Source organism: Methanosaeta sp. UBA458 (assembly GCF_002496085.1).
Classification (GTDB): domain Archaea; phylum Halobacteriota; class Methanosarcinia; order Methanotrichales; family Methanotrichaceae; genus Methanothrix; species Methanothrix soehngenii.
This window is the reverse complement of record NZ_DAIK01000045.1, coordinates 1-1621: the sequence shown is the minus strand read 5'-3', so window position 1 is coordinate 1621 and position 1621 is coordinate 1. Positions and strand designations below refer to the sequence as shown.

The window sequence follows — 1621 nt, the reverse complement described above, 5'->3', positions numbered from 1 at the left end:
GAAAATGTGCTTTTATGAGATGTGCGCGATAATTTTGGATTACTCTTTTGTGACTCTGTCTGCCTTGGGGCCTTTCTCGCCTTCAACTACCTCGAAGCTGACCTTGTCACCCTCAGTTATGGTGACATCCGGCATGAGGCCGGTTGCATGAACGAAATAATCCTTACCGTCGTCGCCTGCAATGAATCCAAATCTCTTGGTTCTATTGAAGAATTTTACTGTTCCGGATACCATTCTGATTCCTCAGTGTGGTATTCTTGCTATTAATCGAATATTTAAATCTACTGGCAGAAGAAGCCCATGAAGATATAGACCTGGCAGCCTTTTCGCAGATCTTTCCTCTCAGCATGCGCTTGGCCCGGCAACCCTTTCATCGAGATCTCGATTGATCCGCACCTGCGCCCAGCCTCAGCTGGCATCCAAGCCTTTCCAGATCTTCTTCGCCTCATCTATTGCTATGCATCCCCGGTCGCATTTCCCGCAATGATTGCACCTCTCCTGGTTTACAACAATGGTATCTTCCAGGGTGATCGCCCCTCTGCTGCAGTTTCTAATGCAGATTCCGCATTTAGTGCACATCTGCGCCCGAAGTATGACTTCCACCACCTTCTGCAGAAGCTCTTCCGCCTCCTCTCTTCCGGCGATGATCATGATATGGCCGTTAGCAAAGACCGTTGCCCTTCCTTTATCAGTCTTCAGCAATGCGGCTCCCATATCCTCCTCATACTTCGCCTCACCCAGCATACCCAGAGCATTGGCCACACTGGAGAAAGGATGATTCTGGGGTGAGTTCAAGATGGCCTCAATGGAATACTCCAGGCCACATGGGGATCTGCCCCTCACCGCCTGAAGGGAGATCTCCTTTTTCATGCTGCCCTGAGAAGTTAGACCGATACCATAAGAGTCGGCCATCTCGGTGATCTTGGGAGGATGCTTTCGCCAACGCCAAAATCCCCAATCGACATATCTCTCATCAAGATCGTTCTTTCCTCTCCAATCATGGAGGAAGGAGTTCCAGCGGCTGTAGAGATTGGGGTGGCTCTCTTTTAGGCGGGAGAATTCAGACTGCAGAGATGCCGGGCAGAGCCAGCAGCCTATTCGTTCATAGTCCTCATCATAAAGAGGGTTGGGCACCTCACCATTCCAGTGGATGTAGAGCATGACCTCCAGGGCTCTCCAGTTGCGGATGGGTGAGAGCATGGTCTGGCCGGGAACATAGGGGTTCCTCTCCACTGCCTTTATGGAGGAGCGATTGAAGGACTCGTAGACTCTGCGTCCCTCAATGGTCACGCACCCTCTGGGATATTGCCCGGCCAAAAAGGAGGTCATCGGTCCAAGCTTATTGGTTTTGCAGCACCAGCGATAGTCTTTGGCAGGAGGGCCGAAGCTCTCAGCCTGCTTGAAAAAGTCGCTATCCCCTCTGATCTCATGCAGCCTGAGCTTATTGTTTGAGCAGAGCTTTTGCACATACTCCACGGTCTCGGGAAACTCCAAGCCCGTATTGATAAAGAGGACATCAATTCTGGGCATCAGCTTTCTGGCCAGAATGAGCGAGGCCAGGCTGTCTTTCCCCCCGCTGAACGATATGTTCACTGGAAGCCTGGTCCGGGAGAGATATTCC

At 51.3% G+C, this 1621-nt stretch carries 2 protein-coding genes; both read right to left on the bottom strand.

The window, feature by feature from the left end:
• Nucleotides 1-39: 39 nt before the first annotated feature.
• On the bottom strand, nucleotides 40-234 hold the full coding sequence (locus tag BP822_RS03090; protein ID WP_013719942.1) for a cold-shock protein: 195 nt from the start codon (nucleotides 232-234) through the stop codon (nucleotides 40-42).
• Between the two features lie 174 nt (nucleotides 235-408).
• Nucleotides 409-1621 (bottom strand): phosphoadenosine phosphosulfate reductase family protein (locus BP822_RS03085; RefSeq protein ID WP_286877718.1); only part of this gene is annotated, 1213 nt, incomplete at its 5' end.

Coding starts and splice junctions, on each gene's coding strand:
- BP822_RS03090 (WP_013719942.1), bottom strand. CDS start 234: ATGGTATCCGGAACAGTAAAATTCTTCAATAGAACCAAGAGATTTGGA.